The organism is Ruegeria sp. AD2(2025) (genome assembly GCF_056542385.1).
In genome coordinates, this window is sequence record NZ_JBQFZS010000006.1 from 210,776 (window position 1) to 237,375 (window position 26,600).

The window sequence follows — 26,600 nt, forward strand, 5'->3', positions numbered from 1 at the left end:
CAATTTGCCCCGGCAAATCGCCGCATCTGGCCGGAAAACCGCCAGAACCCGGGCCCAAGCCATGAGTTTGTGCGGTAACGGGTTTGCGTTTGCCGCAATCCACGCGTAAAGGAGCCATAATCGAACGGATGCCGCATGGCTCGCATCGGACCGGCACGGACAGCCAGGGCAGATAGCGCAGGAACAAGGCTTGGAAGACCAGAACAACATGCACAGTTTCAAACTGAAAAAGGGGTTGGATCTGCCGGTTGAAGGCGCACCCGAACAGAAAATTCACCCCGGCCCCGCATTTTCCACCGTTGCGGTTCTGGGCGGCGACTATATCGGCCTGAAGCCCAAGATGCTGGTGCAGGAAGGCGACGAGGTTCAGCGCGGCACAGCTCTGTTCTGCCATAAGGACGCGCCCGACGCGATGATGGTTGCCCCGCTCAGCGGCAAGGTCGTCGCCATCAACCGGGGTGCGCGCCGTGTTCTGCAAAGCGTCGTGATCGAGGTGTCCGATGCCAACGATAGCGGCGTCGATTTCTCCGGCACAGGTGATGACAGCGCCGAGGGTCTGACGGCGAAACTCTGCGCCTCGGGTCTGTGGACCTCGTTTCGTACGCGGCCCTATTCCAAGATGCCCCAGCCGGGCACAAAACCCGATGCGATTTTCGTGACCGCCATGGACAGCGATCCGCTGGCCCCGGATGCCGCTCTGGTCATCGCCGAGGCGGGTGATGCCTTTGCCGCCGGACTGACAGCCATAGCGAAGCTGACCGACGGCAAGACCTATCTGTGCCATCGGGATGGCGCTCAGGTCCCCGGCACCGATCTGCCGGGTGTTGACGCAGCGGCGTTTTCCGGGCCACACCCCTCGGGCCTTGCCGGGACGCATATCCATTTTCTTGAACCTCTGGCAGGCGACAAGCAGGTCTGGACCATCGGCTATCAGGACGTGATCGCCATAGGCCGCCTGATGCAGACGGGCCATCTGGACCCGAATATCGTGATCGCGCTGACCGGGCCGGGGGCGCGGCAGCCGCGCCTGATCCGCACCGTCATGGGCGCGTCAACCGACGACCTGACCAGCGATGAAGTGGCGGTCGATGGTACCGCCCGGATCATATCGGGCTCGATTCTGTCCGGGCAGCACGCGAAGGGGCCAACTGCCTATCTTGGCCGCTTTGCGCGGCAGATCAGCATTATCCGCGAGGATCATGACCAGATCCCCATGGGCTGGATCAGACCGATGCCGTCGAAATATTCGGTGCAACCGGTGTTGGGCTCGGCCTTTGCGAAGAAACTCTATGCGTTCACGTCGAACCTGAATGGCGGTCGCCGTGCGATGGTTCCAACCGGCGTGTTCGAAGAGCTGATGCCGCAGGACTATCTGCCCACGCAACTGCTGCGCGCACTTCTGGTGATGGACACCGACACCGCGCAGGCGCTTGGCGCGCTCGAGCTGGACGAAGAGGATCTGGGCCTTGTCGGCTTTGCCTGTCCTGCAAAATATGAATACGGGCTGGCGCTGCGCGACTGCCTGACCAAGATTGAGAAGGAGGGCTGAGCCACATGGGTTTGCGCAGCTTCTTTGATCGGATCGAGCCGAACTTTACCAAGGGCGGCAAGTACGAGAAGTATTTCCCCATCTACGAGATGGTGGAAAGCTTTATCTATACTCCGAAAACCGTCGCCACCGTAGCACCCCACGCGCGGTCTTACGTGGATATGAAACGGATCATGACCTATGTCGTGATCGCGACGATCCCCTGCATCCTGTGGGGGATGTGGAACACCGGCTATCAAGCGAATTCGGCCATTGCGGCCTTGGGCGCGGATGCCGCGACCGGCTGGCGGATTGCCCTGTTGCAGATGTTCGGCATCTCGCTGGACCCGTCCAGCATCTTTGCCAACGTCGCGCATGGGCTGCTGTATTTCCTGCCGATTTATATCGTGACACTGGTTGCAGGCGGCATCTTCGAGGTCATCTTCGCCACCGTGCGCGGCCATGAGGTGAACGAAGGCTTTCTCGTTACTTCAATGCTTTACACGCTGATCATGCCCGCAACGACGCCCCTGTGGCAGGTCGCTCTGGGCATCATCTTCGGGGTGGTGATCGGCAAAGAGGTGTTCGGCGGCACCGGCAAAAACTTCCTGAACCCGGCGCTGGTGGGCCGCGCGTTCCTGTATTTCGCCTACCCGGCGCAAATGTCGGGTGACGCGGTCTGGACCCCGGTTGACGGCTTCTCGGGCGCGACCGCGTTGGCCGTGTCGGCAGCCGAGGGCGTGCAGGCGCTGGCGGCTGAGGGCATCACTTGGTCCAGCGCGTTTTTTGGTACCATTCAGGGCAGCTTTGGTGAAACCTCGACGCTGGCCTGCATGATCGGTCTGGCATTCCTGCTGATGACCAAGATCGCCAATTATCGCCTGATCGTGGGCTGTCTGGCCGGCACAATCGGCTTTACCCTGTTGCTGAACCTGATCGGGTCAGACACTAACCCGATGTTCGCGATGCCATGGTACTGGCACATCGTTCTGGGTGGGTACGCCTTCGGTCTGGCCTTCATGGTGACCGAGCCCGTTTCCGCCAGCCACACCAATCTTGGGCGCTATGTCTATGGCGCGCTGATCGGTGTCATGGTTGTGTTGATCCGTGTGGTGAACCCGGCCTTCCCCGAGGGCATGATGCTGGCCATCCTGTTCGGGAACGTCTTTGCGCCGCTGATCGACTACTTCGTCGTACAGGCCAACATCAAACGGAGGGCGCGTCGCCATGTCTGATACGCAATCCCCAGATAACAACGACGCACCCAAGGGCGCGATTGCCAAGTTTCTGGCGGCTTCACCGGATTCGGTCGGCAAGACAATCTTTGTCGCCGTAGCGGTCTGCCTTGTTGCCTCAATGGTCGTGTCCGCCGCCGCCGTCAGCCTGCGCCCTGTGCAGGAAGCCAACGCGCTTAAGGACAAGCAGGTTAACGTCCTGCAGGTGGCGGGTGTCTTTGAGCCCGGCATCGACGTGACCGAGGCTTTCGCCGCGTTTGAACCGCATGTGCTGGACCTCGCAACCGGCGAATTCGTGGATGACCAGTTCGACCCGGCCACGTTTGACGATCAGGCCGCCGCCAGCGATCCTGAACTGAGCGTTGCCTTGGACAATGACCCGGCCGGGATCGGTCGCAAGGCCAAGTACCGCGTGATCTATCTGCTGCGCGACGAGGCGGGGGCCTTGGACAAGGTGATCCTGCCGCTGCACGGATATGGCCTGTGGTCGACGCTCTATGGCTTTATCGCGCTAGAAAACAACGGCAACGATATCTATGGTCTGCAATTCTATCAGCACGGCGAAACACCGGGCCTTGGAGCCGAGGTGGACAACCCGCGCTGGAAGGCGCTGTGGAACGGCAAAAAGCTGCGTGACGATGCGGGCGACTTGCAGATCACGGTTGCCAAATCGCAACCCGCCGCAGGCCCCGATTTCTATGTCGACGCGCTGGCCGGGGCGACGCTAACCTCGGTCGGGGTCGATAATCTGGTGAAGTTCTGGATGGGCGATGCGGGCTACGCTCCGTTCCTGGCCAAACTGCAAGCAGGAGAATTCTGATGTCTCAGACCAAGAAAGAGATGCTGGTCGACCCGCTTGTCGACAACAACCCCATCACCCTGCAGGTGTTGGGCATCTGCTCGGCGCTGGCGGTGACATCCTCGCTGCAGGTGGCGTTCGTGATGGCGCTGGCGGTGACTTTTGTGACCGGTTTTGCATCGATGTTCATCTCGATGCTGCGCAACCAGATCCCCGGCTCGATCCGGATCATCGTGCAGATGGTGATCATCGCGTCGCTGGTTATTCTGGTGGACCAGATCCTCAAGGCCTATGCGTTCCAGATATCCAAGACCCTGTCGGTCTTCGTCGGTCTGATCATCACCAACTGTATCGTGATGGGCCGGGCCGAGGCTTTTGCGATGAAGAACCCACCGATGGCGTCCTTCATCGACGGTGTTGGCAACGGCATGGGCTATGGCCTGATCCTGCTGCTGGTGGGCTTCATCCGCGAACTGTTCGGTGCCGGTTCGCTGTTCGGCGTCACCATCCTGCAAACCGTGAACAATGGCGGCTGGTACGTGCCCAACGGCATGCTGCTGCTGCCGCCCTCGGCGTTCTTCATAATCGGTCTGATCATCTGGGCCTTCCGCACTTGGAAGCCAAATCAGGTCGAGGAACGTGAATACAAAATCCAGCAGGTAGAGGCGCACTGATGGAAGGTCTGATCTCACTGGCCGTAAAGGCCATCTTTGTCGAAAACCTCGCGCTCAGCTTCTTTCTGGGGATGTGTACCTTCATCGCCGTGTCCAAGAAGATTTCGACCGCGCTGGGGCTGGGCATTTCGGTTATGGTGGTGCAGGCCATCACCGTTCCTGCCAACAACCTGTTGCTGAACTACCTGCTGAAACCGGGCGCGCTGGCCTGGGCGGGTTTTCCGGATGTGGACCTGACCTTCCTCGGCCTGATCTCGTATATCGGCGTGATCGCGGCGATGGTGCAAATCCTCGAGATGGTTTTGGACAAGTATTTCCCGCCGCTCTACAACGCGCTGGGGATCTTCCTGCCGCTGATCACGGTGAACTGCGCCATCCTTGGTGGTTCGCTGTTCATGGTGGAACGCGACTATAACTTCGCCGAGGCGGCGACCTATGGCCTGTCCTCCGGCTTTGGCTGGGCGCTGGCGATCACCGCGATGGCGGGCGTCCGGGAAAAGCTGAAATACTCGGATATTCCCGACGGCCTGCAGGGTCTGGGGATCACTTTCATCACCGCGGGTCTGATGGCGATGGCCTTCATGTCCTTCTCGGGCGTGAAACTGTAAGGAGGGCGCAATGGAAACCTTTAGCTTAGGCGTCATCCTTTTTACCCTGATCGTTCTGGCGCTGGTGGCCATCATCATGGCAGCGCGATCCAAGCTGGTGTCGACGGGTAACGTCAACATCACCATCAACGGCGAAAAAACCATTTCGGTACCTGCAGGCGGCAAGTTGCTGCAAACCCTGGCGGCCGAGAAGCTGTTCGTGCCATCCGCCTGTGGTGGCGGCGGCACCTGTGCCCAATGCCGCGTGCGTGTCCATTCGGGCGGCGGATCAATCCTGCCGACCGAGGAAAGCCATATCACCAAGCGCGAGGCTTCGTGCGGCGACCGCCTGTCCTGTCAGGTCGCGGTCAAGCAGGACATGGATATCGAAGTCGCGGAAGAGGTCTTTGGTGTCAAGAAATGGGAATGCACGGTCCGGTCAAATGAAAACGTCGCGACCTTCATCAAGGCCCTGACTCTGGACCTGCCCGAAGGCGAAGATGTGAATTTCCGCGCCGGTGGCTACATCCAGATCGAAGCGCCCGCGCACCAGCTGGCCTATACCGATTTCGATGTTGAAGAAGAGTATCGCGAGGATTGGGATCGCTTCAATCTGTGGCAATACAAATCCACCGTGGCCGAACCGATCGAGCGGGCCTATTCAATGGCCAACTACCCGGACGAAAAGGGCATGATCATGCTGAACGTCCGTGTGGCCTCGCCGCCTCCGGGGTCGGAAGGTATCCCTCCGGGTCAGATGTCGTCGTATATCTTCAACCTGAAGCCGGGCGATAAGGTTACGATTTCGGGCCCGTTCGGTGAATTCTTCGCCCGCGAGACCGAGAAAGAGATGGTCTTTATCGGCGGCGGTGCTGGCATGGCCCCGATGCGCAGTCATATCTTTGACCAACTCAAGCGCCTAGAGAACCGTAATCGCAAGATCAGTTTCTGGTACGGTGCGCGGTCGAAGAAAGAGATGTTCTTTGTTGAAGATTTCGACACCTTGGCCAAAGAATTTGACAATTTCGAATGGCATGTCGCCCTGTCGGATGCCCAGCCCGAGGATGACTGGAAAGGCTATACCGGCTTCATTCACAATGTTCTTTTCGAAGAATACCTCAAGAACCATCCGGCCCCCGAGGATTGCGAATACTATATGTGCGGTCCGCCAATCATGAACCAGTCGGTCATCAACATGCTGCTGGATCTGGGCGTGGACCGCGAAGATATCATGCTCGACGATTTCGGCGGGTGATCAGCAAACGAACCGGCGCTTTAGGGCGCCGGTTTTCTTTCAGGCCGAGTTGGTGTGTTACAACCGCAGATCACTTGCGTTAACGGGCAGACAAGATTTGACGTCGAATAGAACGCTTTGATCCTTGCCATATCGCCGGATTTCCGCTGGATCGAGCGCCAGATACTCGCGATGTGCAACCGCCAGAACAAGCCCGTCATAGGATGACTGCTCAGGCTGCGCGATCAAAGAAATCCCATATTCGTCCTGCGCCGCCTGCGGATCGGCATGCGGGTCATGAACCTCTACAGATATGCCATAGTCCTGCAGTTCGGTGATGATATCGACGACTCGCGTATTCCGTAGATCAGGGCAGTTTTCCTTGAAGGTCAGACCCATGATCAGCACCCGTGCCGCGCTTACGTCTATCCCTTCGCGCGTCATGCGCTTGACCAGTTGAGACACGACATAGCTGCCCATACTATCGTTCAGGCGGCGCCCGGCGAGGATGATCTGGGGGTGGTGTCCGACTGCCTCGGCCTTGTGGGTCAGATAATATGGGTCAACGCCGATACAGTGCCCGCCAACCAGACCCGGACGGAAAGGCAGAAAGTTCCACTTGGTTCCGGCAGCGCGCAGCACGGCGTCGGTATCGATGCCAAGGCGACCAAAGATCATGGCCAGCTCATTCACCAAAGCGATGTTTAGATCACGTTGGGTGTTCTCGATCACCTTCGCGGCCTCGGCCACGCGAATACTCTCGGCCTTGTGGGTGCCTGCGGTGATGATCCGGGTATAAAGCGCGTCGACCAGATCAGCGACCTTGGGGGTCGAGCCCGAGGTCACCTTGCAAATGTCCGCAATCCGATGGGTCTTGTCGCCGGGATTGATCCGTTCGGGGCTGTAGCCCGCAAAGAAATCCCGGTTGAATGACAGGCCCGAGGCGCGTTCGAGCACCGGAACGCAATCCTCCTCGGTCGCGCCGGGATAGACAGTGGATTCGTAGATGACCAGATCACCCGGTTTCAAAACCGAACCAACCGTTTCTGACGCACTAAGCAGCGGCCCAAGGTCAGGTTGCTTGCCCGGTGTGATCGGCGTGGGGACCGTCACGATATAGGTGTCGCAGGCTGCGAGATCGGTGGTGTCTGTTGTGAAGCTCAAACCAGTCGCGGCGCTCAACTCAGCGGGCTCGACCTCCAAAGTCGTGTCCTGACCGGCCCGCAAGGCCGCGATCCGGTCCGCATTGATGTCGAAGCCAACAACCGGCCCGATCCGACCAAAAGCCACCGCCAGCGGCAAGCCGACATAGCCGAGGCCGATGACGGCGATCTTGCGGGCATTTGGATCGGTTTCAAACATGGCGGTCACTTCTGCTTATTTGCCGTGATACTCGCGGAACCATTTGACGAACTGGGCGACGCCATCCTTGAAATCGGTCTGCGGGCGGTATCCTGTCAGGCGCTGCAGCAGATCGTTATCTGCCCATGTGGCCGGGACATCGCCCATCTGCATGGGCATATAGTTGCGGATCGCTTTCTGGCCGATGGCGTCTTCGATGGTCTCGATAAAATCCATCAACCGCACCTTGTCGCCGTTGCCGATATTGACCACCCGATAGGGCGCGGCAGGGGACAGGCTGTCGCCCTCTTCGATCTCATCCGGGCTGGCGGGCCGGATCGGCGGCACATCGATCAGTAGCCGGATGCCGCGTACAAGATCTTCGACATTGGTAAAGTCGCGATACATATCGCCGTGGTTATAGATATCAATCGGTCGGCCATCGAGGATTGCATCAACGAATTTATACAGCGCCAGATCGGGCCGTCCCCACGGGCCATAGACCGTGAAGAACCGGAACATCGTCGTCGGCAGATCCCAGAGATGCGCATAGGAATGCCCCATCGCCTCATTGGCCTTTTTGGTCGCGGCATAAATGGTCAGTTGGTGATCGGCCTTTTCGACCTCGGTGAACGGCATGTCTTCGTTGGCGCCATAGACCGACGAGGTCGAGGCCATCAGCAGGTGATCGACCTTGTGCACCCGCGCGGCCTCCATCACGTTAAAGGTACCCACCACGTTCGAGTCGATATAGCTGCGCGGGTTTTCAAGGCTGTAACGCACCCCGGCCTGCGCGGCGAGGTGAACGATAACCTCGGGCTGGAACTCTTCGGCCACCTGCATCAGCTTTTCATGATCTTCCAGCAAGGCCTCGGTCGCGGTGAAGCCCGGGTTCTGCAGCAGCATCTGGTGCCGCCGTTGCTTGAGGGCGACGTCATAGTAATCCGTCATTCCATCATAGCCGTGCACCCGAAACCCCTCAGACAACAGCAGCTTTGCAAGATAATAGCCGATGAACCCAGCCGTGCCCGTAATCAATACCCGCTTCATGCGTTCTGCACCATTGTCCGAAACCTGTCCCTCAGGGATACTTTCCCCGTCCGGTCGTCAAGTGGATTTTTCATGTTTCCTACAGCAAGGCCCGGCCACGCACAGATTTGATCATTGCCGCCCGTCACGTGCCGGGTTAGGCATCTGGCCAATGCTACCGCAATGGATCAAACGCCTTCTGTCCCCCGAAACAGCGCAGCCGCCCGGTGTCGGGTTGTCGACGCTGGCCCCTGCGGGTCGCTTCTATGCGATCGGCGATGTTCACGGCAGGTTTGACCTGTTGCAGGTCCTGCTGGAGGCGTTGGACGATACGGTGCCGCTGGTCTTTCTGGGCGATTATGTCGACCGGGGCGACTCCAGCGCTGAGGTCTTGCGCCACCTGCATCGTCTCAGCACCGATGCCCGCAGCCGCGCCATCTGCCTGAGAGGCAATCACGAAGAGATGCTGTTGGGCTTTCTCGACGATCCCGCCGGGATGGAACGTATCTGGATGCACAATGGCGGCATACAGACGCTCGCCTCTTTCGGTGTGACCAACATCCAGAACCTCGATGCCACCGCGCTGGCCGAGCAATTGCGACATGCGATGGATGAACCGCTGCTGGACTGGCTGCGCGACCGGCCCGTGACTTGGACACAAGGCAACATCACCGCCGTTCACGGCGCGCTGGACCCGGCGCAGCCCTTAGACGGGCAACAGGACCGGATCTGCCTGTGGGGGCATCCGAATTTCCCCGGCAAGCCACGCAAAGACGGGCAATGGGTGGTTCACGGGCACTCCATCGTCGATGAGCCTCGCGTGCAAGGCCGCGTCATCTCAATCGACACAGGCGCATTTGCCACCAATCAACTGACTGCCGCCGAGATTTCGGACGGGGCCGTGCAGTTCATCTCGACCAGCCGCGACGGGATCATCCGCAGCACGGTCAGCCGCTAGCCGACGATCATCTGCTTCATCTTGAGCGCTTCGTATTCCAGTTCCTTCAGCCGGAAATGCACCACGTCACCAATGGTTATGACGCCGCGCAAATTGCCGTCGCTCAGCACCGGCATGTGGCGGAATCGCCCCTCGGTCATGGTTTTCAGCACGTCGTTCAAAAGGTCATTCGGTGCGCAGGTCTTGACCTCTGTCGTCATCAACTCGGACACCGATTGCGGCAGGGTCTGTCCCGGTGTTTCAGCCATGCGGCGCACAATGTCGCGTTCCGAAAGGATGCCCTGCAGCGCCCCGTTCTGATCGGTCACCACCACGGCCCCGATGCGTTTTTCGCGCAGGATATCCACAACGGAATGGATCGTGTCGTTGGGGCGCACCGCAAACACCGCGTCGCCCTTACCCTCCATCAGCTTTGCAACCGTGGTATGGGTCTGTGAAAGGTTGGTTTCAACGGACTGGCTACGGGTTGTCGACCCGGCCTTGTCGCCGCGTGTCGGGGGCTGGTAAGAGCTTGGGGCCATGGGCGGTCTCCTCCTTCACCGGAAATGGCTGTTTCTTCTACCTTATCGCAGGCACCGAGACTGTATAGGGTGCAATTTCGAATTCCGGCGCAGCCCGGCCCGTTTACAAGGAAATCGAGGCTTTTGAGCGATCTCTATCTGACCCCACCCGTGGCTGCGCTGATCTTTTTTGCAGTTGTCGTCTGCGGCCACAATTTCCGCATGGCGTGGAAACAGCAACCGAAGGGGTGGCAGAAACGCGCCTGGCTATTTGGCGTCCCCGCCGCGATCGGGCTGTTTGCGCTGGCCTTTCTACCGCTAGAGGTCTGAGGCCGGTTTGACTCTGATCGGGGCCGCTGGCATATGCCGGGCACGTGTTTTGCCGGGGGACCCTAATGCGCCAACTGATTGCACTGGCTTCGCTGCTGTTCGTCACCGCCTGCCTGTTCGACAAGGAACCGGATGTGGTGCGCCTGTCGGGCGAGACGATGGGGACGACCTTCAACATTACCGCGATCGGCGAAGATCTGGACGAGGTCGCACTGGGCCAAGCGGTTCAGGACACCTTGGCCGAGGTCAATGCAAAGATGTCCAACTGGGACCCGAATTCCGAGGTCTCGACCTTCTCGGCCTCGACCAGCACCGCGCCGATGCAGGTATCCGACGAGTTCGCTCTTGTCGTTGAGGCCGCCAATGACGTGCATGCCAAATCCGGCGGCACATTCGATGTTACTCTGGGCCCGCTGATCGAGCTTTGGGGGTTCGGTCCCCGCAAACCCGAAGACCCGGTGCCTGCGGATGCCGAGATTGCGGCGGCGTTAGAGCAGGTGGGGCAGGCCCGTTTGCTGACGCTGGATCGTGACGCGGGCACTCTGGCCAAGTCCGAGCCGGGCGTGGGGATCAACCTGTCCGCAATCGCCAAAGGCTATGGGATTGACGCGCTGGCGGCGCAACTGCGCGGGGCAGGCATCGAGAATTACATGGTCGAGATCGGCGGGGATCTCGTGGCCATGGGTGAGAACGACAAGGGCGAAAGCTGGCGCATCGGGGTTGAGAAACCTGAGGCTGGCGCACAGGCCATTCAACTGATCGTGCCGCTGGAAAATCTAGGCATGGCGACCTCGGGCGATTACAAGAATTTCTTTGAACAGGACGGTGTGCGCTATTCGCATATCATTGATCCAACCACGGGGCACCCGATTACACATCGCACAACCTCGGTCACTGTTCTGGCAGAAAACGCGATGATGGCGGATGCCTGGGCCACGGCGATGCTGGCGCTGGGGCAGGAGAAGGGGCTGGAGCTGGCCGAAAAGCATAAACTTGCCGTGTTCTTCATCTCGCGGGATGTGACAAGCGGGGAAGAAGCCTATATCACCGTACAAAGCAGCGCCTTCAAGGATGCGCTGGGGACCAACTGACCGGTAGGAACCGCAATGAGCACCTTTATTCTGGCCTTCATCCTGTTGCTGATCATCATGGTCGGCATGTCCTTGGGTGTGATGTTGATGGGCAAGACCATCAAGGGCAGTTGCGGTGGCTTGAATGCGATTTCAGGCGCTGACAAATGCGTGGTCTGTCAGAAGGATATCGACCCCGACAGCCCCCTGCGCGACCAGTTGCAGTGCAAGCGTGCGAAAAAGATGCTGCAACAGATGGAAGGCTAGGATACCCCTCTTGGCATGAGTAAAGCCAAGAACATCCTTTTCATCATGTTCGATCAGCTGCGCCGGGATTACCTCAGCTGCTACGGACACCCTCATCTGCATACGCCGAATATCGACCGTCTGGCCTCAATGGGTGTGCGTTTTGACCGCGCCTACATCCAGTCGCCGATCTGCGGCAGTTCCCGCATGTCGACCTATACCGGACGGTATGTGCATTCGCACGGTGCGTCATGGAACGGCATTCCGCTGAAAGTCGGAGAGATGACGATGGGCGATCACCTGCGCAAGGCGGGGATGGATTGCTGGCTGGTCGGCAAAACCCACATGCGCGCCGATGCCGAAGGGATGGCCCGGCTGGGGCTGGAACCCGACAGCCTGATCGGCGCGCGCGTGGCGGAATGCGGCTTTGACGTCTTTGAACGCGATGACGGGATGCGCCCCGAAGGGCCAGACGGCTTCTACGACCCGGACGGAGCCAAGAAATATAACGAATACCTCAAAGACAAAGGGTATGAGAGCGACAACCCGTGGCATGACTTTGCCAATTCCGGGCTGGATGCCGATGGCAATGTGCTGTCGGGCTGGTTCCTGAAAAACTCATCAGAGGCGGCGAATATCGCCGAAGAAGATAGTGAGACGCCCTATCTGACCACCCGTGGGATCGAGTTCATGGAAACCCATGAGGGCCCATGGTGCTGCCACCTCAGCTATATCAAGCCGCATTGGCCCTATATCGTGCCCGAGCCTTACGCTTCGATGTACGGTCCCGAGCACGTCTTGCCCGTGGTTCGGTCCGAGGCTGAGAGGCAGAACGCGCATCCGGTGCTCAAGGCATTCATGGATACGAAGATCGGCCAGACCTTCTCGCGGCAGGATGTGCGCGAGGCCGTGATCCCTGCCTATATGGGCCTCATCAAACAAGCCGATGACCAGATGGGGCGGCTGTTTGACTGGATGGAACAGACCGGGCGGATGCGGGATACGATGATCGTGCTGACCTCGGACCATGGGGATTTTCTGGGCGATCACTGGATGGGAGAGAAGACCTTCTTCCACGATGCCTCGACCAAAATGCCCCTGATCATCTACGATCCATCCCCCGAGGCCGACGCCACACGTGGCACCGCCTGTGATGCGCTGGTCGAATCCATTGATCTGGCCCCCACCTTTCTGGAGATCGCGGGCGGAGAACCCGCCGGGCACATCCTCGAAGGGCATTCATTGCTGCCGATCCTGCGCGGTCAGGCGAACAGCACCCCGCGCGATGTGGTGATCTGCGAATATGACTATTCCGCCTCGCCCATTGCGCAGGTGCTGAATGTCTCGGTGCGCGATGCGGTCATGTTCATGGTCGCAAACGAGAAATGGAAGCTGATCCATTGCGAGGGTGGATTTCGCCCGATTCTGTTCGATCTTGAGAATGATCCCAATGAACTGACCGATCTGGGCCAAAGCGCCCAGCACGCAGAGGTCATTGCCCAGATGTATGACCACCTGTTCGCCTGGGCGCGGCGTCCATCACAGCGCACAACGCGGTCGCAAGAGCAGTTGTTGAACATGCACGGATCAAGCCGAGGAACCGGCGTGGTAATCGGCATTTACGACGAAAACGATATGCCGCTGGAACTGACGGTGAAGTACCGCAACCGAAAGGCGCGGCCCTTTGGCGACTACAAGCCGGATTAATTCTGAACCAGCACCCTGAAAAGACGGTTCAACCTTGCGCGGGCAGGGGGTAGAAGATGGCAACACCGCACTCGGAGAGTTTTCATGACCGCCCCCAAACCCGTTGTTCTGTGCATCCTCGATGGCTGGGGCCTGTCGGATGACACAACCGCCAACGCGCCGCATCTGGCCAACACGCCGACCTTCGATGCGATCATGGCGGAAGGTCCCCATGCGCAGTTGATCACGCACGGGCCGGATGTGGGTCTACCCAGCGGCCAGATGGGCAATTCCGAGGTTGGCCACACCAATATCGGGGCAGGGCGCGTTGTGGCGATGGATCTGGGGCAGATCGATCTGGCCATCGAAGACGGTTCATTCTTTGACAACAACGCGCTGCAGGATTTCATCGCCAAGGTCAAAGCCACAGGCGGTACGGCGCATCTGATGGGGCTGGTCTCGGATGGCGGGGTGCACGGGCATCTGGATCATATCGTGGCCGCTGCCAAGGCCATCACCGATGCGGGCGTTCCGGTGGCGTTGCACGCGATTACCGATGGGCGCGATGTGGCCCCGAAATCGGCATTCACCTACATCGCAGAGTTGGAAGACCGGCTGCCCGACGGCGCAAAGATCGCCACCGTCTGCGGACGTTACTTTGCCATGGACCGCGACAACCGCTGGGATCGCGTGGCCGAAGCTTATAACGCCATGATCGAAGCGCAGGGCAGGGTGGAAAACACCGCCCATTTCGCGGTGGATCATGCCTATAACCAATCCGAAACCGACGAGTTCATCGCGCCCACGGTGCTTGAGGGATACGCGGGCCTGAAAGACGGCGACGGGTTCTTTTGCCTGAACTTCCGCGCCGACCGCGCCCGCGAGATTCTGCGCGCCATAGGTGAGCCCGGTTTTGCCGATTTCGGCACCGGTTCGCGTCCGCAATTGTCGGCGCTGCTGGGCATGGTCGAGTATTCCGATGGTCACAACGCCTATATGACCACGGTCTTCCCCAAACGGGATATCGTGAACACGCTGGGTGAATGGGTCGCCAAGCAAGGCCTGCGCCAGTTCCGACTGGCCGAGACCGAGAAATACCCTCATGTCACCTTCTTCCTGAACGGCGGCAAAGAGCAGCCCGAGGGGGGCGAGCATCGCCATATGCCGAAATCGCCCAAAGTGGCGACGTATGATCTGCAGCCAGAGATGTCCTCGGCCGAGGTGACAGAGGCATTCGTTCGGGCGATCCATGAGGGCTATGATCTGATCGTCACCAACTATGCCAACCCCGATATGGTGGGTCATTCCGGCGATCTGCAGGCGGCGATCAAGGCTTGCGAGGCGGTGGATCAGGGTCTGGCGCAGGTGGTTGAGGCGCTGCGGCAGGTCGGTGGCGCGATGATCGTGACCGCCGATCACGGCAATTGCGAGATGATGGTCGATCCCGAAACCGGCGGCCCGCACACGGCACACACCCTGAACCCCGTCCCTGTGGCTCTGGTCGGCGGGCCCAAAGGGGCAGGGCTGCGCAACGGGCGGTTGGCCGATCTGGCCCCGACGCTGTTACAGCTTATGAACCTGCCCGTACCGCCGGAAATGACCGGAGAAAGCCTGCTGAAATGAGGGCGTTCTGGCTCTGCCTGACCCTGCTCTGGCCATGGTCCGCAATGGCGCAGCAAAGCCCTTCCGAGGCTGCGTTGCAGGCGGCGCAAATGCTCGAGCAAGCTTCGATCGCCCTGACCGACGCAGACAGCGCCCGCGATAGGGTGCGCGCCCTGACCGAGACGATACAGGCCTATGAGGCCGGGCTCGCCGCCATGCGCGACGGTCTGCGCCGCGCCACCCTGCGCGAGGCGCAACTGAGCGCCGAGTTGCAGGCCCGCGAACAGGATGTGGCGCAGCTGCTGGGTGTGTTGCAGACCATCGAAACGACCGCGCCTCCGGTGCTGATGCTGCATCCTTCAGGGCCGCTGGGGGCCGCGCGGACGGGCATGATGCTGTCCGAGGTCACCCCTGGCCTGAACGCACAGGCCCGCGCCCTGGCAGCTGATCTGCAAGAGGTGCAGACGCTGCGGCAACTGCAACAAAGCGCCGCTGACACGCTGACCGAGGGTCTGACTGGCGTGCAGGACGCCCGCACACAACTCAGCGAGGCCATTGCCGACCGCACCGACCTGCCGCGCCGCTTTGTCGAGGACCCGGTGCGCACCGCGATCCTGATTTCGTCGACCGAAACGCTGGACGGGTTCGCCAGCGGTCTGTCCGAAATCTCGGACGGTGAGATTGCCGAGACAAATGCCAACGTGAGCGACCTAAAGGGCCAGATCGCGCTGCCAACGCAGGGCATTGTCTTGCATCGGGCCGGTGAGACGGATGCGGCAGGGGTCACACGCCCCGGTCTGGTCCTGGGCACTCGCCCGCGCGCCCTTGTGGTGTCGCCCACCGCCGCGACGATCCGCTATCGTGGACCGTTGCTGGATCTGGGGAATCTGGTGATCCTTGAACCTCAGCCCGGGCTGCTTTTTGTGTTTTCGGGCCTGCAAGAGGTCTATGGTCAGGCCGGGCAGGTGATCCCAGAGGGCACTCCGGTCGGTCTGATGCCCGGCGAAACCCCCGGAATCGGCGCTATTATGTCAACAAGCGGTGATGGCACTGGAACTGATCGGTCAGAAACGCTCTATATAGAGGTAAGACAAGACAACAGCCCCGTGGACCCGGACGACTGGTTCCGCACGGATAAGGATGGATAAACGAGTATGAAGAAATTTGTGATGGCCGGTCTGGCCGGCACCGTGGCAGGGATTATCGCAACCACTCAGATCGCGGGCCCCTTGCTGGCGCAGGAGGCGGAAAGCAAGGCAAGTGTCTACGAGCAACTGGACCTGTTTGGCGACATCTTCGAACGCATCCGTGCGCAATATGTCGAGGAAGTCGAAACCGAGGAACTGATCGAGGCGGCAATCGATGGAATGCTGACCTCGCTTGACCCGCATTCCAGCTACCTGTCACCCGACGATGCAGAACAGATGCGCGTGCAGACGCGCGGCGAGTTCGGCGGGCTGGGCATCGAAGTCACGCAGGAGGAGGGCTTTGTCAAGGTCGTCTCGCCCATCGATGACACCCCGGCGGACGAGGCCGGGATCGAAGCGGGCGATTTCATCACCCATGTGGATGGCGAAAGCATTCTGGGCCTGACACTGGACAAGGCGGTTGACCTGATGCGCGGGCCCGTGGGCTCGGAAATCGTGATCACCGTGGTGCGTGAGGGCGAACAGGAACCGTTCGACGTCACCATAATCCGTGACACGATCAAACTGACCGCTGTGCGCGCCCGGACCGAGGGCACAAGCGTGGTGCTGCGCGTGACCACCTTCAACGACCAGACCTATCCCAACCTCAAGGAAGGGCTTGAGAAGCAGATCGAAGAAGCGGGCGGCATCGAAAACGTCAACGGCATCGTGCTGGACCTGCGCAACAACCCCGGCGGTCTGCTGACCCAGGCCATCAAGGTGTCGGATGCGTTTCTGGACGAGGGCGAGATTGTCTCGACCCGAGGCCGCAATCCCGCGGACGGAGAGCGGTTCAACGCCACAGCGGGCGATCTGACCGGCGGGAAGCCTATTGTTGTTCTAATCAATGGCGGCTCGGCTTCGGCCTCCGAGATCGTGGCCGGTGCCCTGCAGGACCATCACCGCGCGATTGTTGTGGGTACCAAAAGCTTTGGCAAAGGCTCGGTCCAGACCGTGATGCCCTTGCGCGGCGATGGGGCGATGCGTCTGACCACCTCGCGCTATTACACCCCGTCTGGCCGTTCGATTCAGGCGCTTGGCGTCAGCCCGGATATCATCGTGGAACAGCCCCGCCCGGCCCCTGCGACGGATGAGGAAGAAGACAATGCCCGCACCCGGTCCGAGGCCGATCTGCGCGGCAGTCTGAACAATGACAGCCTCAGCGAAGATGAAATCCGCCAGATCGAGGAAGACCGCGCCAAGGCCGAAGCAACCGCTGAGCTGCGCGAGCAGGATTATCAGCTGGCCTATGCCATCGACATCCTCAAGGGTCTGTCGGCGTTCAACCCGGCAGGACCGTCGCAATAACCCGCAGGGGTCGCGTGTTCCGCGACCCCGTCAGCCTTCGACTTTGTGCAGTTTCTTTTCGTCCAGCATCAGGGCAAGGACGATCCCTAACGACACCGAAATCGTCGCAAAGACGAAGGCCATATTCATACCGCTATCAAAGGCCGCCGCGATGGCGGCCTTGACCTTTTCGGTCTCACCCGGCCCAAGCTTTTGCAGCACGGCCTTTGCAGACTCGGTCGTGAGCGTGCCCCCATTGATCGCTTTCTGATCCGCCCCCGACATCGTGATCCCGGCGGCAGCAAGATTATCACGCAGGCTGGACAGGCTGACCACATACATGACCGCCGTCGCACCAGCGACCGAGATGGCACCATAAACAAGGTTCGTCATGAAGCTGAGCCCGCCCACCAGTCCGGCGCGTTCGGGCTTGACCGCGCAGACCGCCGCCGTACCCGAAGGGCCAACGGTCAGCGTCGCGCCCAGCCCCATCAGGGCCATGCCGGGCAATATCTGAAAATACCCCCAGCCTTCAGGCAAGATCACCACGCTCGCCGCGCCGATGGTGGCGCAGAGATAGCCCCAAAACAGCAACCGCTTTGGGCCAAAATCATTATAAAGCGTCCCCGAAACAATCGACCCCACCGCCAGCAGGACCGTCAGCGGGGCCAGACCCAAGGCAGACTGGAACACCGACCAGCCAAGCACCTTTTGCATATATTGCGGAAAATACAGCAGGGCGACAAAGGCCGCCGAGACGTTGAACATATTCAGGCCGAGCGTGATCAGAAACTCTCGGTTCTGCATCAGCTGGGGCAACAGCAGAGGTTCCTTGACGCGTTTTTCGACCCTCGGGAACAGGAAAAACAGCACCGCGCTGACGAAGAACAGCAGCAGCAGCGGGACCGAGGTCCAGCCCCAGTCAGCCCCCACGTCGAGGCCGTAGAGCAGCAGCAGAACCGCAAAGGACAGGATGCCCATACCGGCAAAGTCGATATGCTCGCCTTTCTTGTGCTCGGTCTCGCGCTCCATCAGCAGGATCGCGGTGGCCATCGAAATGCAGGAGAACAGCACATTGGCCAGGAAGAACAGCCGCCAGTCGCCGAAGTTAACCACCGCGCCGCTGATCATCGGGCCAAAGACATTGCCCGTTGTCACGCCTGCCAGAATAAGCCCCATCACCAGCGCCCGGTGCTCTGGCTTTGAAACCTTTGTGGCCCCGAAGGCGAGCGTGCAGGGCCAGACACAACCCGCACCGATCCCCTGCAGCGCCCGCGCGCCGATGAGATAGTCCAGACCGGGTGAGACAAAGCACAGGACCGAGGCAAACAGGAAGATCGACAGGCCGATGATCATCACCTTGCGGTGGCCATACATATCCCCCAGCCGCCCGCCGGCCACCATGGTCATCGCAAAGAACAGAGCATAGATGTTCAGAACCCATTGGGTGCTGGTGATATCCGCGTCAAAGCTGTTCTCAATCGCCGGGACCAGCATCAGGGCCCCGGTGAAATCAATGCCGATCCCAAAGCCCGTGATCATCAGGGCGATGACCTTTACGATGCTGTTGCGGTCCATGGAAGCCCCCCCGGTCATGTCGGAATGCTTCAATGATGCACGGATAGGGCTGAAAAGATAGGAAAATTCCCGCGCCGCCCCGTTTCAGCCCTGCTTGTCAGAGGTCTGAGATCGGCGAAATGCCCGCTTGAGCATATCCAATTCGGCGCGCAGCAGCGCAAGCTCGGCCCTCAGGTCATCGGCGGCGGGTTGGCCCGCTATGATGGTGAAATCACCCAGTTTCAGATCGGTCGTGACATCGCGGATGACCACCGAGTGGACCCCCTCGGACAGGGCCGCGACCGGCACCGGAATGTGCAAGGACCAGCCGTCGGCGGCGGGTCGCAGCTCAACATCGGGCAGGGGCTCTCCCAGATACAGGGCTTCGATCTGTGGTTGTTCCGTGGCCGAGACGTGACCCTCCCACAGGGCGTTTTCAAAGCGGATCGGGGTCAGCGTTGCTTGGGTCATGGGATGCCTCTTACAGATCGGCCCGGTGATAGCGGCAGAAGGTCAGGTCGCGCAGAAGAACCCGGTTCATGGACGGATCGTCCAGAATCACATCCAGCCACAGCTTTTCGACCCGCCGCTCGTTAAGATCCAGATGCGCCAGATCGAAATCCACCGCCGCAGCGGGCTGCCTCAGGTCAAACTCGCGCAGGACCTGCTCGGTGTTGGGGCCATGCTGGATATTGAGCCGCGCGAACACGGTGGTCGGGCGTTCGGCCTCGACCAACGCCTCAACCCGCATCAGGTGTTGCCGGGTCAGCGACAAGGCGGCGTCAGCGGGCAGCTCTACGGACAGCGACAGAAAAGAGCCGCGGAAATCGAACGCCTCGATCACAAGGCTGAAAGGGGCCAGATCCTTGTCGCGGCGGTTGCGCACCTGCTGCGCGGCGATCTCGGCACGGTCGCAGTCGTGAAACAGCGTCACCTGCCCATCCAGTCGCGCCTTGCGCGCGGGCGATGCCAACCCCCTGCGGGCCAGCGGACCCCGCCACAGATCGGGCCTCCACGACCAGTCCGTGCCCTGCGGCCTAGAAAACTGGTTCGAGCCGATCAGGGGGCGGGTCAGACGACCATCAGCCTTCTGCACGACCTGATCCAAAAGCGCCCGCAACTGGCGCGCTTCATCCCGCTGATGCCGCAGCTGGGGCGGCGCGGTCTGGTCGGCCTGCTGCGCGGCACGGCCCCAACGGGCCAGCACCTTGCGCTGAATATAAAGGTCCAGAAGTCTGCCCATCGCCCCAATATCCGAAACTGCCCCCTCTTTAGCCAAAGACCGGGCGAGGGACAAACCCGGTCCGACCTTAGCCCGGCATTTTTTCCCAAAGATGAACAACCGCCGGATTTAGCGCAGCCCGAGGATTGAGCATTCTTGCAATAGGTCCCGCCCGGGCGTAACTTCGGCGTTCTGGTTGCGTGGGCGATCCGCATCTACCCCAGACGATTCAATGTCACGGTGAGGCAGGGCCATGGAATCCACCCTATTTTCATTCATCTGGAAATATTCGAAGAAGCAGCAACTGGTTCTGCTGGCGCTGACGGTTCTGTCGTTTCCGTTTCTCTATGCCTCGCTTGAGTTGCCCAAGCAGATCATCAACGACGCCATCGGTGCGCCCGCGGATACGGTGACGGTGCTGGGAATCACGGTAAGCCAGGTGCAGTACCTGCTGATCCTGTGCTTTGCCTTTCTGGGCACCGTGATCGCCAGCGGCTTGATGAAGATGCGCATCAACACCATGAAGGGCATTCTGGCCGAACGGATGCTGCGCCGTCTGCGCTTTACCCTGATCAGCCGGTCGATGCGGTTCCCGAAATCCTATTTCGCCACCACCAGCCAGGGTGAGTTGGTGTCGATGATTACCTCCGAGGCCGAGCCGATGGGCGGGCTGATGGGCGATGCCATCGCGCAGCCGGTGTTTCAGTTCGGGCAGATGATGACCATCGTCACCTTCCTGTTCATGCAAAGCGTCTGGTTCGGGCTGGCCAGCATCGCCCTGATCCCACTGCAGGCGTGGCTGATCCCCAAGTTGCAGCGTCAGATCAACCTGCTGAACAAGGACCGCATTCAAGAGGTGCGCCAGCTTAGCTCGGAAATCGGTGAAAGTGCGGCGGGCATCAGCGATCTGCGCACCAATGGCGGCTGGCGCTACCGGCTGGCGCAGTTCAGTCACCGTCTGGGCACCTTGTTCGAGATCCGGTTCAAGATCTACAACAAGAAATTCTTCATGAAATTCCTCAACAATCTGATCACTCAGATGACGCCGTTCCTGTTCTATTCGGTGGGCGGCTATCTGGCGATCACGGGTGAGGTGACGGTGGGCGCGCTGGTGGCGGCGCTTGGGGCCTACAAAGACCTCAGCGGCCCATGGAAGGACCTTCTGACCTATTACAATCAGGTTCAGGATATGTCGCTGCGGTGGGAAATCGTGACCGAGCGGTTTGCTCCGTCGAACATGATCCCCGAACATCTGTTCGAAGGCGTTCCCGAAACCATCCCGCGCCTGACGGGCGATATCGAGCTGCGCAACGTGACCGTCCGCGACGATGACGGCAAGACGATCCTTGAAGATATCGATCTGACCATTCCCCGCGGCGCCCGGGTTGCGATCCAGTCAACCCATGCGTCGGAACGCAGCGCTCTGGCGCAGCTGCTGACCCGCGAATTGCTGCCGGTCCAGGGCGAGGTCGTCATGGCCGGCCATAATCTGAACGACCTGCATCAATCTGTGATCGCTGCGCGGATCGGCTATGCCTATTCACGGCCCTATCTGTTTGACGGCACGCTGGGCGACAACCTGCTGATGCCGCTGCGTACCGGTCCACAGCACGAGGCCGAGGCGCTGCGGGTTCCCTCGCGCCGCCAGATCGAGGCGGTCCGGGCCGGGAACCCGCCGGATTCGCTTGACGACGAGTGGATCGATCCGGGTCTGGCCGGGCTGGAGGATATCGAGGACATCCGCGACTGGTGGTTCCAGCTGGTCGAAGCGATGGGCATTGACGAATTCATGTTCCGCCGCACCCTGCGGTCACAATTCGACCCCAAGGTCCATCCGGTTCTGGCGCAGGAAATCGTCAACCTGCGCGACACGGTCGCCACCCGCCTGAAGGAACGCGGGCTGGACCAGTATGTCTATCGCTTTGACCCCGACCGGTTCAATCCGGCGGTGCCGCTGGGCGGCAACCTGCTGTTTGCCTCGCCATCACGCAACATCGCCCCTGACCTGCTGGCCGGTGACGGGCGGTTCCTGTCGATGCTGACGGCGCATGAGCTGGATGATGATGCGCTCAGCATCGCGCGGGCGGTGCTTAACACGCTGAACCAGACCTTCGGGCGCGACGGCGCGGATCACCCGCTATTCCTGCGGCTGGGCATGTCGAAAGAGATGTATCACCGCCTGCTGGATATCGAGGAACAGCGCAAGACCAAAGGCGACGACGCGATCAGCGATCAGGACCGCGCCCTGTTGCTGACGGTCCCGTTCATGCTGACCGCCGAGCAGATCGGCCCCAGCTTCCCCGAGCGTTACAAGGACAAGATCCTGTCGATCCGCCACAGTCAAGCCGACAGGCTGCGCAGCGCGATGGGCGGGATGTTCGTACCGGTGTCGCCCGATCTCTACGTGCCACGGCTGACCGCGATGGAAAACGCGCTCTATGGCCGGGTGTCGATCATGGCAGGCGCCCATGCCGAAGAGATCGAGGATCTGGTGGCCGAAGTGCTGAACGAAGCCGGATTGCGCCGCCGCGCGGCGGCAATCATCTACGACCTGCCTTCGGGGCTGGGCGGAAACAACCTGCCGACGGTATTTCAGGAACGCGCCGCGTTTTCGCGCGCCGGGATCAAGCGACCTGATATCCTGATCCTCGACAAGGCGCTGGCCAGCCACGATTCCGAAAGCCGCCTGCGGACGCGGCTGAAACTGCGTGAATTGCTGCCCGACTCGGTCATGATCTTCATGGAGGATCACTTTGCCCATCCCGAAGCCTACGACCTGTTCGTCGAGGTCAAGGATGGCCGGATCGACGGTGTCTCTCGCGTGCGGGCCGATACCGGTGATGGTGCGTCGGACGACCTGAGCCGCAAGCTCAAGATCATTTCCTCAACCGAGCTGTTCTCGCGCCTGGACGGCCGCAACCAGCGGCTGCTGGCCTTCTCGGCGCAATGGTACGAGGCTGCGGCGGGGCAAACCATATTTGCCAAAGGGCAGGCCCCGGATGCGGCCTATCTGTGCATCTCGGGCGAGGCCAGCCTGAACTGGCTGAACGAGAAGGACGAGGTCGAATCCCTCTCGACCGTTGAACCGGGGCGGTTGATCGGCGATTTGGCAATCATCACCAATGAACCCCGCCAGCTGGATCTGGTCGCCACCACTGATTGCGCCTTCCTGCGGATCGGAGCCGAAGAGCTGCGCGCCGTGATCGAAAGCGACGCGGGTGTGGCAATGCAATTGCTTCAGACCGTCGCGGGCTATCTGACATCCGCCGCCGAGCGCCTGCGCGCCCCGAATGCCGCGGCCAGAGAAACCGCAAGCTCCGCCCCCGCCGGTCCAGACCATGAGACCTGAAACGCGCGCCTATGATCCGCATCAGGTGCTGCTGACCGAGGCCCGGAGATCGCCAGAGCTGTGGCGCCTGATCATCGGTCTCGCGGTCGTTGCGGTGGTCGTCTTGGCACTGAACACCGTCCTGTTCACGGCGATTGCCAGCCTCGGCTCAGCCGAATGGGCCAGCACCTTTCTGACCGGATCATCCCCGGCCGCGCTGCTGGTCGTTCTGGCCAGCTTCATCTTTGTCACGCTGGGGGTCGCGCTTGCCGCGCGCTTGATGCAGCGCCGCGCACTGATTACGGTGATCGGGCCACAGGCGGTTGCCCTGCGGCAGTTCTGGCGGGTCCTGCGGGCATTGATCGCGCTGGGAGCGGTTCTGATCCTGTTACCCCCCTATGATCTGGGCGGGCCGGTGGTCGCCAATCTGCCCCTGTCCCGCTGGTTGATCCTCTTGCCCTTGTCATTGGTCGCCGTCCTGATTCAGACCAGCGCCGAGGAAATCCTGTTCCGGGGCTACCTGCAGCAGGGTCTGGCGGCACGCTTCCGATCCCCGCTGATCTGGATCGGCCTGCCTTCGGTGCTGTTTGCAGCCGGGCATTACAATCCGGCAATCGCCGGGGATAACGCCCTTCTGATCGCCATCTGGGCACTGGTCTTCGGCGTCCTGACCGCCGACCTGACTGCCCGGGCCGGAACCCTCGGACCGGCCACCGCCCTGCATTTCTTCAACAATGTCACCGCCCTGCTGATCATATCGCTGCCCGACAACCTGAGCGGTCTGGCACTTTACCACCTGCCATACGAGGCCTCGGACACGCAGGCCATCCGTCCCTGGTTGCTGGTCGACATGGCGCTGATGCTCGTAGGGTGGCTGGTCGCGCGTCTGACCCTCAGGCGCTGATTGCAATTCCCGCGCCGGCGTCTTATTTGACGTCAACGCCGCTCTAGCCAAGGTTCCGACATGAACTGGATCACAAACTACGTCCGCCCCCGGATCAACTCGATCTTCTCACGCCGCGAAGTGCCCGAAAATCTTTGGCACAAATGTGGTGAGTGCGGAACGATGCTGTTTCACCGCGAGCTGGCCGAGAACCAGAATGTCTGCACCCAGTGCGACCACCACATGGCGATCACCCCACGCGACCGGTTCAGCCACCTGTTCGACGGCGGCATCTTCACCGAAGTCGCGGTGCCCGCACCTAAAGACGACCCGCTGCAGTTCCGGGATCAGAAGAAATATCCCGACCGGATGAAGGCCGCTCAGAAAAAGACCGGCGAGAAAGAGGCGATGCTGGTCGCCTCGGGCGAGATCGGGCGCACGCCCATCGTGGCCGCGGCGCAGGATTTCTCGTTCATGGGCGGGTCGATGGGCATGTATGTCGGCAATGCGATCATCGCCGCCGCCCAAGAGGCGGTAAAGCTGAAACGCCCGCTGATCCTGTTTTCAGCAGCGGGCGGTGCGCGGATGCAGGAAGGCATCCTCAGCCTGATGCAAATGCCGCGGACCACCGTCGCAATCGAGATGCTGAAAGAGGCAAACCTGCCCTATATCGTCGTCTTGACCCACCCGACCACGGGCGGCGTCACCGCCTCATATGCGATGCTGGGCGATGTGCATATCTCGGAACCCAACGCTTTGATCTGCTTCGCCGGACCGCGCGTGATCGAGCAAACCATTCGCGAAAAACTGCCCGAAGGCTTCCAGCGCGCCGAATACCTGCTGGATCACGGGATGCTCGACCGCGTGACCAAACGCACCGAGATGCGCGATGAATTGATCACCATCACCCGCATGCTGATGAACCAGCCCCCGGCGGTGAAAGGCGATCTGCCTGCGCCCAAGCCGGAAACCCCGGCAAACGAAGCCCCCGCCGAGGACGCAGGCGAGAAATGACCAGCCAAAGCTCGGACATCATCCTCGACCGGATGATGGCGCTGCACCCCAAGATCATCGATCTGACCCTGGACCGTGTCTGGCGTTTGCTGGAAGCGCTCGACAATCCGCAGCTCAGGCTGCCGCCGGTGATCCACATCGCCGGAACCAATGGCAAAGGTTCGACGCAGGCGATGATCCGCGCGGGGCTCGAAGGGGCAGGGCGCTCGGCCCATGCATATACCTCGCCCCATCTGGCGCGGTTTCACGAACGTATCCGGCTGGCCGGCACGCTGATCTCGGAACCCGCCCTGACCGCAGTTCTCGACGAATGCTACGCCGCCAATGGTGGCGAGAACATTACCTATTTCGAAATCACGACCTGCGCCGCATTGCTGGCCTTTTCCCGCACCAAGGCTGACTACACGTTGCTCGAGGTGGGTTTGGGCGGGCGTCTCGACGCGACCAACGTGATCGCGCAGCCCGAAGTGACGGTAATCACCCCGGTCTCGATCGACCACGAACAGTTCCTCGGCAACACGCTGGGCAAGATCGCCGCCGAAAAGGCCGGGATCATCAAGCCCGGCGTGCCCTGCATTGTCGGCCCGCAGGAAGACGAGGCGCTTGAGGTCATCGAATACACCGCCGCCCGGCTCGGCGCGCCGCTTCTGATACACGGCCAGCACTGGCATGTGCACGAGGAAAACGGCCGCCTTGTCTATCAGGACGAAACCGGCCTGCGCGACCTGCCCCTGCCCAATCTGCTCGGGGCACACCAGATCCAGAATGCAGGCGCAGCCCTTGCCGTTCTGCGCCATCTGGAAATGGGCGACGCCGCCTACGAAGCCGCGGTCACCCGCGCCGAATGGCCCGCCCGGATGCAGCGATTGAGATCCGGCCCGCTGGTCGATCAGGCCCCGCAGGCCGAGCTGTGGCTGGACGGCGGACACAACGCCGCCGCCGGAAGCGCACTGGCGGATGTGCTTGCAAAACTGCCGCAAAAGCCGACCCATATGATCTGCGGTATGCTCAACACCAAAGACGTCACCGGCTACCTTGCGCCTCTGGCCACGCAGGCCGCCACCCTGACCGCCGTCTCGATCCCGGGCGAGGCCAACACGCTGAGCGCCGAAGACACCGCCGCTGCCGCCGCAAAAGTCGACCTTCCCGCGTCGACCGCAGGCAGCGTCGCCGAGGCTCTCGGAAAAATCACCGACGCGGCCCCCGAGGCCCGCATCCTGATCTGCGGCTCGCTCTATCTGGCGGGAAACATCCTGCGCGAAAACGCCTGACCACGGGATCCACACAGCTTCATCTGGCCAAA

Annotated in this window: 24 protein-coding genes; 18 read left to right on the forward strand and 6 right to left on the reverse strand. The window is 60.8% G+C overall.

Annotated features, from left to right (window positions below; translation table 11 throughout):
• Positions 1-208 precede the first annotated feature (208 nt).
• The 6 genes from ACR1XV_RS14250 to nqrF are packed head-to-tail and all read left to right on the forward strand — an operon-like array spanning position 209 to position 6,078.
• Positions 209-1,549, forward strand: a complete 1,341-nt coding sequence (locus ACR1XV_RS14250) for a Na(+)-translocating NADH-quinone reductase subunit A (RefSeq protein ID WP_480532542.1) — start codon at positions 209-211, stop codon at positions 1,547-1,549.
• Positions 1,550-1,554: 5 nt separating this feature from the next.
• The gene (locus tag ACR1XV_RS14255) at positions 1,555-2,763 is read left to right on the forward strand and encodes an NADH:ubiquinone reductase (Na(+)-transporting) subunit B (protein WP_480532439.1); all 1,209 of its coding nucleotides are present in this window, start codon (positions 1,555-1,557) and stop codon (positions 2,761-2,763) included.
• On the forward strand, positions 2,756-3,583 hold the full coding sequence (locus ACR1XV_RS14260) for a Na(+)-translocating NADH-quinone reductase subunit C (RefSeq protein ID WP_480532441.1): 828 nt from the start codon (positions 2,756-2,758) through the stop codon (positions 3,581-3,583). The genes ACR1XV_RS14255 and ACR1XV_RS14260 overlap by 8 nt, the downstream gene beginning before the upstream one ends.
• Positions 3,583-4,236: an NADH:ubiquinone reductase (Na(+)-transporting) subunit D gene (locus ACR1XV_RS14265; protein WP_480532443.1), complete on the forward strand. Its 654-nt coding sequence runs from the start codon at positions 3,583-3,585 to the stop codon at positions 4,234-4,236. The genes ACR1XV_RS14260 and ACR1XV_RS14265 overlap by 1 nt, the downstream gene beginning before the upstream one ends.
• Positions 4,236-4,844 carry an NADH:ubiquinone reductase (Na(+)-transporting) subunit E gene (nqrE, locus tag ACR1XV_RS14270; RefSeq protein ID WP_050603817.1) on the forward strand — a complete coding sequence of 203 codons (609 nt, stop codon included), beginning with the start codon at positions 4,236-4,238 and terminating at the stop codon, positions 4,842-4,844. Before ACR1XV_RS14265 ends, nqrE begins: the two co-directional genes overlap by 1 nt.
• A gap of 10 nt (positions 4,845-4,854) precedes the next feature.
• Positions 4,855-6,078: an NADH:ubiquinone reductase (Na(+)-transporting) subunit F gene (nqrF, locus tag ACR1XV_RS14275; protein WP_480532445.1), complete on the forward strand. Its 1,224-nt coding sequence runs from the start codon at positions 4,855-4,857 to the stop codon at positions 6,076-6,078.
• Positions 6,079-6,135: 57 nt separating this feature from the next.
• On the opposite strand, the gene tviB is transcribed toward nqrF, so the two are convergent.
• The gene (gene tviB, locus ACR1XV_RS14280; protein ID WP_480532447.1) at positions 6,136-7,419 is read right to left on the reverse strand and encodes a Vi polysaccharide biosynthesis UDP-N-acetylglucosamine C-6 dehydrogenase TviB; all 1,284 of its coding nucleotides are present in this window, start codon (positions 7,417-7,419) and stop codon (positions 6,136-6,138) included.
• A gap of 15 nt (positions 7,420-7,434) precedes the next feature.
• Positions 7,435-8,448 (reverse strand): GDP-mannose 4,6-dehydratase, encoded by a 1,014-nt coding sequence (locus tag ACR1XV_RS14285; RefSeq protein ID WP_480532449.1) that lies wholly within the window; start codon positions 8,446-8,448, stop codon positions 7,435-7,437.
• A gap of 151 nt (positions 8,449-8,599) precedes the next feature.
• Here ACR1XV_RS14285 and ACR1XV_RS14290 point away from each other — a divergent pair, with 151 nt between their 5' ends.
• On the forward strand, positions 8,600-9,385 hold the full coding sequence (locus ACR1XV_RS14290; protein WP_480532451.1) for a metallophosphoesterase family protein: 786 nt from the start codon (positions 8,600-8,602) through the stop codon (positions 9,383-9,385).
• Here the strand turns inward: ACR1XV_RS14290 and ACR1XV_RS14295 are convergent.
• Entirely contained in the window at positions 9,382-9,906 is a 525-nt protein-coding gene (locus tag ACR1XV_RS14295; RefSeq protein ID WP_480532453.1) for a CBS domain-containing protein, read from the reverse strand. The genes ACR1XV_RS14290 and ACR1XV_RS14295 overlap by 4 nt on opposite strands.
• A gap of 123 nt (positions 9,907-10,029) precedes the next feature.
• Between ACR1XV_RS14295 and ACR1XV_RS14300 the strand changes: the two genes are divergently transcribed.
• The 7 genes from ACR1XV_RS14300 (at position 10,030) to ACR1XV_RS14330 (ending at position 17,314) form a co-directional block, all read left to right on the forward strand.
• Positions 10,030-10,215 (forward strand): hypothetical protein, encoded by a 186-nt coding sequence (locus ACR1XV_RS14300; protein WP_480532455.1) that lies wholly within the window; start codon positions 10,030-10,032, stop codon positions 10,213-10,215.
• Positions 10,216-10,280: 65 nt separating this feature from the next.
• Entirely contained in the window at positions 10,281-11,306 is a 1,026-nt protein-coding gene (locus tag ACR1XV_RS14305) for an FAD:protein FMN transferase (RefSeq protein WP_480532457.1), read from the forward strand.
• Between the two features lie 15 nt (positions 11,307-11,321).
• Positions 11,322-11,552, forward strand: a complete 231-nt coding sequence (nqrM, locus tag ACR1XV_RS14310) for a (Na+)-NQR maturation NqrM (RefSeq protein ID WP_480531099.1) — start codon at positions 11,322-11,324, stop codon at positions 11,550-11,552.
• 15 nt (positions 11,553-11,567) lie between these two features.
• Positions 11,568-13,238: a sulfatase-like hydrolase/transferase gene (locus ACR1XV_RS14315; RefSeq protein WP_480532460.1), complete on the forward strand. Its 1,671-nt coding sequence runs from the start codon at positions 11,568-11,570 to the stop codon at positions 13,236-13,238.
• An 84-nt stretch (positions 13,239-13,322) separates the two neighbouring features.
• Entirely contained in the window at positions 13,323-14,840 is a 1,518-nt protein-coding gene (gpmI, locus tag ACR1XV_RS14320) for a 2,3-bisphosphoglycerate-independent phosphoglycerate mutase (RefSeq protein WP_480532462.1), read from the forward strand.
• A complete protein-coding gene (locus ACR1XV_RS14325) occupies positions 14,837-15,967 on the forward strand; it encodes a murein hydrolase activator EnvC family protein (protein ID WP_480532464.1) in 1,131 nt (376 codons plus the stop codon). The genes gpmI and ACR1XV_RS14325 overlap by 4 nt, the downstream gene beginning before the upstream one ends.
• 6 nt (positions 15,968-15,973) lie before the next feature.
• Entirely contained in the window at positions 15,974-17,314 is a 1,341-nt protein-coding gene (locus ACR1XV_RS14330; RefSeq protein ID WP_480532466.1) for a S41 family peptidase, read from the forward strand.
• Positions 17,315-17,344: 30 nt separating this feature from the next.
• Here the strand turns inward: ACR1XV_RS14330 and ACR1XV_RS14335 are convergent, their stop codons facing one another.
• The 3 genes from ACR1XV_RS14335 to ACR1XV_RS14345 all read right to left on the reverse strand — a co-directional run bounded on the left by ACR1XV_RS14335 (position 17,345) and on the right by ACR1XV_RS14345 (position 20,093).
• Positions 17,345-18,871, reverse strand: a complete 1,527-nt coding sequence (locus ACR1XV_RS14335) for an MFS transporter (RefSeq protein ID WP_480532468.1) — start codon at positions 18,869-18,871, stop codon at positions 17,345-17,347.
• A gap of 84 nt (positions 18,872-18,955) precedes the next feature.
• Complete coding sequence (locus ACR1XV_RS14340) at positions 18,956-19,321, reverse strand: hypothetical protein (protein ID WP_480532470.1); 366 nt, start codon at positions 19,319-19,321, stop codon at positions 18,956-18,958.
• Between the two features lie 10 nt (positions 19,322-19,331).
• Positions 19,332-20,093 carry a DUF6478 family protein gene (locus tag ACR1XV_RS14345; RefSeq protein ID WP_480532472.1) on the reverse strand — a complete coding sequence of 254 codons (762 nt, stop codon included), beginning with the start codon at positions 20,091-20,093 and terminating at the stop codon, positions 19,332-19,334.
• A 232-nt stretch (positions 20,094-20,325) separates the two neighbouring features.
• Between ACR1XV_RS14345 and ACR1XV_RS14350 the strand changes: the two genes are divergently transcribed.
• Genes ACR1XV_RS14350 through ACR1XV_RS14365 form a run of 4 tightly spaced genes read left to right on the forward strand, consistent with a single transcriptional unit; the run spans position 20,326 to position 26,568 of the window.
• Complete coding sequence (locus tag ACR1XV_RS14350; RefSeq protein ID WP_480532474.1) at positions 20,326-23,421, forward strand: ABC transporter transmembrane domain-containing protein; 3,096 nt, start codon at positions 20,326-20,328, stop codon at positions 23,419-23,421.
• Positions 23,411-24,304 carry a CPBP family intramembrane glutamic endopeptidase gene (locus ACR1XV_RS14355; RefSeq protein ID WP_480532476.1) on the forward strand — a complete coding sequence of 298 codons (894 nt, stop codon included), beginning with the start codon at positions 23,411-23,413 and terminating at the stop codon, positions 24,302-24,304. Before ACR1XV_RS14350 ends, ACR1XV_RS14355 begins: the two co-directional genes overlap by 11 nt.
• Positions 24,305-24,364: 60 nt before the next feature.
• Positions 24,365-25,297: an acetyl-CoA carboxylase, carboxyltransferase subunit beta gene (gene accD / locus ACR1XV_RS14360; protein WP_480532478.1), complete on the forward strand. Its 933-nt coding sequence runs from the start codon at positions 24,365-24,367 to the stop codon at positions 25,295-25,297.
• On the forward strand, positions 25,294-26,568 hold the full coding sequence (locus ACR1XV_RS14365; protein WP_480532480.1) for a bifunctional folylpolyglutamate synthase/dihydrofolate synthase: 1,275 nt from the start codon (positions 25,294-25,296) through the stop codon (positions 26,566-26,568). Before accD ends, ACR1XV_RS14365 begins: the two co-directional genes overlap by 4 nt.
• Positions 26,569-26,600: the final 32 nt, after the last annotated feature.

What these genes read in the sequence shown, in the direction of transcription:
- ACR1XV_RS14290 (WP_480532451.1), top strand. Translation starts at nt 8,600, where the DNA reads ATGCTACCGCAATGGATCAAACGCCTTCTGTCCCCCGAAACAGCGCAG.
- tviB (WP_480532447.1), bottom strand. Translation starts at nt 7,419, where the DNA reads ATGTTTGAAACCGATCCAAATGCCCGCAAGATCGCCGTCATCGGCCTC.
- ACR1XV_RS14325 (WP_480532464.1), top strand. Translation starts at nt 14,837, where the DNA reads ATGAGGGCGTTCTGGCTCTGCCTGACCCTGCTCTGGCCATGGTCCGCA.
- nqrF (WP_480532445.1), top strand. Translation starts at nt 4,855, where the DNA reads ATGGAAACCTTTAGCTTAGGCGTCATCCTTTTTACCCTGATCGTTCTG.
- ACR1XV_RS14345 (WP_480532472.1), bottom strand. Translation starts at nt 20,093, where the DNA reads ATGGGCAGACTTCTGGACCTTTATATTCAGCGCAAGGTGCTGGCCCGT.
- ACR1XV_RS14305 (WP_480532457.1), top strand. Translation starts at nt 10,281, where the DNA reads ATGCGCCAACTGATTGCACTGGCTTCGCTGCTGTTCGTCACCGCCTGC.
- ACR1XV_RS14285 (WP_480532449.1), bottom strand. Translation starts at nt 8,448, where the DNA reads ATGAAGCGGGTATTGATTACGGGCACGGCTGGGTTCATCGGCTATTAT.
- gpmI (WP_480532462.1), top strand. Translation starts at nt 13,323, where the DNA reads ATGACCGCCCCCAAACCCGTTGTTCTGTGCATCCTCGATGGCTGGGGC.
- ACR1XV_RS14335 (WP_480532468.1), bottom strand. Translation starts at nt 18,871, where the DNA reads ATGGACCGCAACAGCATCGTAAAGGTCATCGCCCTGATGATCACGGGC.
- ACR1XV_RS14255 (WP_480532439.1), top strand. Translation starts at nt 1,555, where the DNA reads ATGGGTTTGCGCAGCTTCTTTGATCGGATCGAGCCGAACTTTACCAAG.
- ACR1XV_RS14265 (WP_480532443.1), top strand. Translation starts at nt 3,583, where the DNA reads ATGTCTCAGACCAAGAAAGAGATGCTGGTCGACCCGCTTGTCGACAAC.
- ACR1XV_RS14350 (WP_480532474.1), top strand. Translation starts at nt 20,326, where the DNA reads ATGGAATCCACCCTATTTTCATTCATCTGGAAATATTCGAAGAAGCAG.
- ACR1XV_RS14355 (WP_480532476.1), top strand. Translation starts at nt 23,411, where the DNA reads ATGAGACCTGAAACGCGCGCCTATGATCCGCATCAGGTGCTGCTGACC.
- ACR1XV_RS14315 (WP_480532460.1), top strand. Translation starts at nt 11,568, where the DNA reads ATGAGTAAAGCCAAGAACATCCTTTTCATCATGTTCGATCAGCTGCGC.
- nqrM (WP_480531099.1), top strand. Translation starts at nt 11,322, where the DNA reads ATGAGCACCTTTATTCTGGCCTTCATCCTGTTGCTGATCATCATGGTC.
- ACR1XV_RS14260 (WP_480532441.1), top strand. Translation starts at nt 2,756, where the DNA reads ATGTCTGATACGCAATCCCCAGATAACAACGACGCACCCAAGGGCGCG.
- nqrE (WP_050603817.1), top strand. Translation starts at nt 4,236, where the DNA reads ATGGAAGGTCTGATCTCACTGGCCGTAAAGGCCATCTTTGTCGAAAAC.
- ACR1XV_RS14365 (WP_480532480.1), top strand. Translation starts at nt 25,294, where the DNA reads ATGACCAGCCAAAGCTCGGACATCATCCTCGACCGGATGATGGCGCTG.
- ACR1XV_RS14295 (WP_480532453.1), bottom strand. Translation starts at nt 9,906, where the DNA reads ATGGCCCCAAGCTCTTACCAGCCCCCGACACGCGGCGACAAGGCCGGG.
- ACR1XV_RS14330 (WP_480532466.1), top strand. Translation starts at nt 15,974, where the DNA reads ATGAAGAAATTTGTGATGGCCGGTCTGGCCGGCACCGTGGCAGGGATT.
- ACR1XV_RS14250 (WP_480532542.1), top strand. Translation starts at nt 209, where the DNA reads ATGCACAGTTTCAAACTGAAAAAGGGGTTGGATCTGCCGGTTGAAGGC.
- accD (WP_480532478.1), top strand. Translation starts at nt 24,365, where the DNA reads ATGAACTGGATCACAAACTACGTCCGCCCCCGGATCAACTCGATCTTC.
- ACR1XV_RS14340 (WP_480532470.1), bottom strand. Translation starts at nt 19,321, where the DNA reads ATGACCCAAGCAACGCTGACCCCGATCCGCTTTGAAAACGCCCTGTGG.